This is a genomic window from Leptolyngbya sp. FACHB-711, assembly GCF_014695615.1.
In the GTDB taxonomy this organism is placed as follows: domain Bacteria; phylum Cyanobacteriota; class Cyanobacteriia; order Elainellales; family Elainellaceae; genus Leptolyngbya_A.
The window spans coordinates 1-5741 of sequence record NZ_JACJOR010000081.1; the positions used below are offsets into that span (position 1 = coordinate 1).

Here is a 5741-nt window from a genome sequence, read left to right on the forward strand (position 1 = left end):
GAAAGAATGTATCTCCGTCTTGAAGATGAATACGAGATTCGCGAACGCCATCAGGCACTTGAACGCAAGCTCAACCTGATTACCCAAACTGCAGAAACCGTGCTGGAGCTGCTTCAGCATAATACGGGCTTACGGGTAGAGTGGTATGTGGTCGTTCTGATTGTGGTTGAGGTGCTGCTGTCGGTCTATGACGTGTTGATTCAGTAGCGATCGCCCCAGCCTAGCTCCAGTCGTCGCGCTGAGAGCCACGGCCGCGATAGACCTGCGCCACTTGATGAATCTGGCGTGTCCGGGTAAACAGCTCTTCCTCGGTCATCGACCACTGCTCTAGAGCACGCTCGAGATCTGCCTGAATATCCCTTGCTCCCGGAAACCCGTTGTACCGAATTCGCAGCCGCGCCAGTTCTGCTAGATTGTAATCCGTTGGCTCAGCGTCCAGTAGGGAATTGACGATCGCCCGATCGCTACTCCAGAGCGGATGCTGCTGGTCTTTCTGCCCTGTGTTCTTTTGAGATGCGTCTGCCATCGTTTGCTGCGGAATATTGAGGTGAAAATTGCCCCTCAAATCTTACCGAATTTCCTGCTGGAACGCCTAGCTCTGAGCAAATTGCTCCTGCAGAAAATCGACCAGCAACCGAACTTTGGTAGACAAATGACGATTAACGGGATAAAGCACCGAGATCGAAAGCTCAGGCGCGTGATAGTTGGGCAATATCTGCTTCAGCGTTCCCTGCTCTAACTCCTGCGACACGATAAACGTCGGTAGTAGGGTAATGCCCAGCCCGCGAATGCCGCATCTCTCAGGACTTCTCCATTGTTAGAACACAGTGCCCCGCGCACCGTCATGGTTTGTTCTCCGTTTGGTCCAACAAGCGTCCACTGATTTTCGATCGCCAATTGCCCGTAATGCAAGCAGGAATGATGGCGTAGATCATCGGGACACTGGGGAATACCATGTGCTTCCAGGTAGGCTGGGGCAGCACAGAGAACTCGTTCGGCGAAAGTGAGCCGATGCGCGATCAGACTTGCGCTGTCCTGGAGTTCTGCAATTCGCACGGTGATATCAAAACCTTCTTCGATCGGATCAACAAAGCGATCGCTCAGGGTGAGCTGCACCTGAAGGTCGGGATATTGCGCCAGAAAGTTTGCCAGGGCAGGCGCGAGGTGCATTGTGCCGAAGGACATGGGAGCATTCACGCGCAGTCGTCCCTTGGGTTCTGCTTGAAGCTGGGTAATCGATCGCTCGGCTTCCTCTAGACTCGCCAGAATTTCCACAGAGCGTTCGTAAAAGGCCAGCCCGGTTTCGGTGGGAGTGACAACGCGCGTACTGCGATGCAAAAGCTGCACGCCCAATTCGTTTTCCAGGGCAATGACGAGCTTGTTGACCGCCGATCGCGACAGTCCCATTTCTCTAGCTGCCGCTGCAAAACCACCTGAGTTCACGACTTGGGTAAAGGCACGCAGGCTATCAAACTTATCCATGCTGACATTGTAGAGTAAATGGATACAGTGCGTTTATAAAATGATGTATTGTCTTTTATTTGGATTCAGTTCATAATCATAGTATGCCGAAAAGGAAAGGACGATCAAAACCACGATTTGCGATATCCTTTTCCACGCATTCCAGAAGACCCATTCTAGGAGACGTGACCTATCACAGGAGATTAAACAAATGATTACCCTTCGACCTGCCGAAGCTAGAGGTGCCGCGAATTTTGGTTGGCTTGATAGCCGCCATACTTTCTCTTTTGGCGAATACTTTGACCCCAATCACACGAGCTTTGCAAACCTGCGTGTGATCAACGAAGACAAAGTTGCTCCCGGTCAGGGGTTTGCCACCCACGGACACCGCGATATGGAAATCATTTCCTATGTTCTTGAAGGCGCATTAGAACATAAAGACAGCATTGGTACAGGATCGGTGATTCGTCCCGGAGATGTGCAGCGGATGTCTGCGGGAACAGGCATTTTGCACAGCGAATATAACGCTTCTAAGACTGAGCCAGTTCACTTTTTGCAAATCTGGATTTTGCCAGAGCGTAAGAGTATTGCACCCGGCTACGAACAGAAAACCTTTACCACTGCGGAAAAGCAGGGTCAGTTGCGTTTGGTTGGTTCGCAGGATGGTCGAAATGGCTCGATTACGATTCACCAGGATGTTGACTTGTATGCTGCCACACTACACGAAGGCGATGAAGTTAACCATCAATTTGAGAATGGACGAGTTGCCTGGTTACAAGTGGCGCGAGGAACGGTTGAGTTAAACGGTCAGCAATTGGCTGCGGGCGACGGTGCAGCGATCGCAGATGAACCCTTGATTATGCTGCGAGGAACGACCCCGAATGCAGAAGTGCTGATGTTTGATATGGCAGCGTAGATAATTGATGCGGCAATTCAAGACAAGGTTCGTTCAAGACAGGGTTTATTCAAGACAAGCTTCACACTGGGAGCCGACGCATCATGAGAATGCTTGAAAAGTAGGATGCTTGAAAATTCATTTTGAGCGCAGGCACTCGATCCGCGACAGTCCAATCAGAATGAGGGCAAGTAACCCCACCATGAGGAAAGGCGTGAGGAAAGTGCCTAATCCTGCCAGCCCTGCACAAGCGATCGCGGCGATTCCACGTAGCAAAATGATGCGCCTGGAAAGCGAGCGTGGAGTCGCCCACTGAACTGCCGTCAAACTCAGCAAATACAACGCCACTCCGCCACCCAAAATCACAGAGAGCGCAGGAGATAGCCCTTCCGCTGCCGCTGCTGCCTCGATCGCCGCTTGAATTCCCACCCCGATCGCCACAATACCCATGAACAAAAAAACATGGCTATAGCCATATACATACGCATGCATCAACGCCCGTCGATCACCCCGCAAAGCTGAGTGAATAACAGAGTCATCGGCTCGCTCAAAGTACATCCACCACAGACTCACGGCGGCAATAAATCCAGCGATCGCCGTCAACACTTCGTACCACCGCCACTGAAGGTCGGCAACCCCGGTGGCAACTGCAATAATCGCTTCCCCCAGGACAATGATCACGAATAGTCCAAACCGTTCATCCATGTGCGAGACCTGCTGGGGCACAGAACGAATCGTGGCATAGGTAATAGGTCCTGTCGTGATTTCAATCAGCAGCGCAATACCCCAGAGCAAAAAGCGAATCGGCGGAGGAAGGACGATCGACACCAGCCACAGCACCAGCGCAACCGAAAAGCTGAGCGTGTACCGCTTTGTTAATTCTCGCGATTGAGGCACCAACCGCCACGCCTGGAAATATAAGCCAACAATGACCAGACGTAGTGCTGTATAAACGCTGGCAAATTGGGCTGATCCCTCAACCTGTAATGCCTCTGGCAGTGTTAACGCCAGCACAATCATGCCAAACATAATGCCCAGCATAATCAGGCGATAAAAGCCTTGCTCGACATTAAATTGGTCGGCATAGTAGCTGAAGTCAATCCATAGCCACCAGACCGGGATAAACAGGATCGCAAAGCTGGCAATGCCGCCCCAATCGAGATGGTCATGAAGCAGGTGGGCGAGTTCTGCGATCGCCACGACAAATACGAGGTCAAAAAAGAGTTCTAGCCAGGTCGCATGACGTTCTCGATTGCCTTTATGGTCTCCAGCGTAAAGTTGCAGTAATTGCCGTGGAATTGGGTTCATTTGCCTAAGTTCATCTTGCTTAGATTTTGCCTGGATTTTGCTTGAGCTGTATCTAAACTTTTGCCTAAACTGTACCTTCCCCCAGTCCGTTAATTGAGGAGAACATCGCCTCCTCATTTTAAAGTCGCCAAATTAGGGGGCACTATAGAACATTTAACGCTTTCCAAACAGCCTCTTAGGATAGAAGAACAGCTTGGGATAGCCGATCGCTTGAAACCATTTTGGAAATCAGTAGAATCAGGATAGCCCTGAGCCAAAGGCAAAGCTATGACCCAAGCTCGATCGCTTGATTTTCAGTTTCCCGAAGGAGGCATCGCACTTGTCACGGGAGCCAATCGGGGCATTGGACTGGAAGTTGTTCGTCAGCTTGCTCAGCAGGGGATGACAGTGATTCTCGGTTCTCGTGACCCGCAAAAAGGCAAAACGGCAGCCGCAAGATTGAGCGATGAAGGATTACAAGTGCTGCCGCGCCAGCTTGATGTCACAAATTCTGGCACTATTGCTCAGCTTGCGGCTCAGGTCGACCAGGAGTTTGGAAAGATAGACGTGCTGGTGAACAACGCAGGCATTCTGTATGATACCTGGCAGCAGCCCAGCACCGCTGACCTTGATACGGTGCAGGAGGCATTCAACACCAACACGCTCGGACCCTGGCGGATGTGCAGTGCCTTTGTGCCCCTGCTTCGTCGTAGCCAGCACGGTCGCATTGTCAATGTTTCCAGCGAAGCCGGGTCGATCGCCAGTATGGGCAAGAGCACCCCTGCTTATAGCGTCTCGAAAGCGGCACTCAACGCCTTGACTCGTACCCTAGCAGCAGAACTAAAGGATGCTGGCATTTTGGTAAATGCAATTTGTCCGGGCTGGGTGGCGACAGACATGGGAGGTTCAGGCGGACGACCCGTGACAGATGGGGCAGCCAGTGTAGTGTGGGCGGTGATGTTGCCGAATGACGGACCCACAGGCGGCTTTTTTCGAGATGGTAAGCCTTTGCCGTGGTAGGAATCAAACGAAACTCGCTCTTCCGGCGCAACCCCCCAGAATTGACCCCTTTAGGGGACTACCTAACGATGTCACCCTGAACCCTTCATTCCCCGGCGTTGCTGAATCGAAGTATGAAGACATAACTTGAGAGCCTGCATCGCCCCCTAAATCCCCCAATTCTGGGGGACTTTGAGGATCAGTTCCCCCCAATTTTGGGGGGCTAGGGGGGCTAGGGAGGCTAATCATACTCCAATTCAGCAACGCCCATTCCCCGATGCAGCAACACCAAATCGCTTTGCATTGCCGTATCAGGGAGCCTTGGATATCGTTTCAATCTTGCATTAATTCTGCATTCGTTTTTGTACCATCAAGCTCTACATCGAGTTTTGCATGATTCGGTTTTTGCACCATCAGATTTTGCATCATCCAGTTTTACCAAAGCAGTACAAAAGTGAAATATGCGCGATCGATCGGAAGCATTATTCAAAGACAGCTCATGTTTTGCGATTTTGGCTTGATTTTGACCGATTGATTATTGGAGCAGGGTCGGCAGGATTGGTAGCGACGAAACGGGCTGCTACTTGGATGAAGGTAGCGATCGCCGAACAGGATCATTTAGGCGGCGGCTGTGTCCTCTTTGTAAGACGACCACCGATCGGATTACCCAAACGCCAACTGTTCTCAGTCGTACTGAAGCTGCTGGTTTTTTCTTTAATTCTGTTAATTTTGTAACTTCCTGCTCTTCAAAATGACAGTACGGGGGGAGATTGCGACCTCAGGAGTACGGTTATGAGGTTGTTTCGATCGCGGAAATCTCGGTATCGTCGTAGTAGCAGGACAAAGATTATTCTTTTGAACTGGACAGCCCACGTTATCGTCAGGCTTCTCGGCAAGCTTTCCCAGTGTCATTCAATGTCCAGTGTCTCTGCCTGTTTCTTGCCGTCGGTCAGATAGGTAAAGTGTTGTGTATAAGTGGTATCTGCCAACTCTCAGTGAAATTCTGGCGTTGAGTACATCGCCTGTTTCTGCGCCAAATTCTGCGAATCCAAACTCTGTGAATCGCTTTCCGGCACAGCAGCAGGTGCGTGCAGAGCGG

5 protein-coding genes and 2 pseudogenes are annotated in these 5741 nt (G+C 51.1%); 4 read left to right on the forward strand and 3 right to left on the reverse strand.

The annotated features are described in order from the left end of the window. Positions 1 to 207, forward strand: a pseudogene (locus H6F80_RS02085) (RMD1 family protein); the annotation flags it as partial. 13 nt (positions 208 to 220) lie between these two features. Here the strand turns inward: H6F80_RS02085 and H6F80_RS02090 are convergent. Both H6F80_RS02090 and H6F80_RS02095 read right to left on the reverse strand, forming a co-directional pair. After that, positions 221 to 526: a DUF3288 family protein gene (locus tag H6F80_RS02090; protein ID WP_190789960.1), complete on the reverse strand. Its 306-nt coding sequence runs from the start codon at positions 524 to 526 to the stop codon at positions 221 to 223. 66 nt (positions 527 to 592) lie between these two features. After that, positions 593 to 1482: pseudogene (locus H6F80_RS02095) on the reverse strand (LysR family transcriptional regulator). A gap of 190 nt (positions 1483 to 1672) precedes the next feature. Here H6F80_RS02095 and H6F80_RS02100 point away from each other — a divergent pair. Then, positions 1673 to 2377, forward strand: coding sequence for a pirin family protein (locus H6F80_RS02100; protein WP_190789961.1), 705 nt, complete (start codon positions 1673 to 1675; stop codon positions 2375 to 2377). 117 nt (positions 2378 to 2494) lie between these two features. Here the strand turns inward: H6F80_RS02100 and H6F80_RS02105 are convergent, their stop codons facing one another. Beyond that, positions 2495 to 3664 carry a low temperature requirement protein A gene (locus tag H6F80_RS02105; protein WP_190789962.1) on the reverse strand — a complete coding sequence of 390 codons (1170 nt, stop codon included), beginning with the start codon at positions 3662 to 3664 and terminating at the stop codon, positions 2495 to 2497. A gap of 267 nt (positions 3665 to 3931) precedes the next feature. Between H6F80_RS02105 and H6F80_RS02110 the strand changes: the two genes are divergently transcribed. Both H6F80_RS02110 and H6F80_RS02115 read left to right on the forward strand, forming a co-directional pair. Then, positions 3932 to 4663, forward strand: coding sequence for an SDR family oxidoreductase (locus H6F80_RS02110; RefSeq protein WP_190789963.1), 732 nt, complete (start codon positions 3932 to 3934; stop codon positions 4661 to 4663). Between the two features lie 372 nt (positions 4664 to 5035). Continuing rightward, a complete protein-coding gene (locus H6F80_RS02115; protein WP_190789964.1) occupies positions 5036 to 5377 on the forward strand; it encodes a hypothetical protein in 342 nt (113 codons plus the stop codon). Positions 5378 to 5741 lie beyond the last annotated feature (364 nt).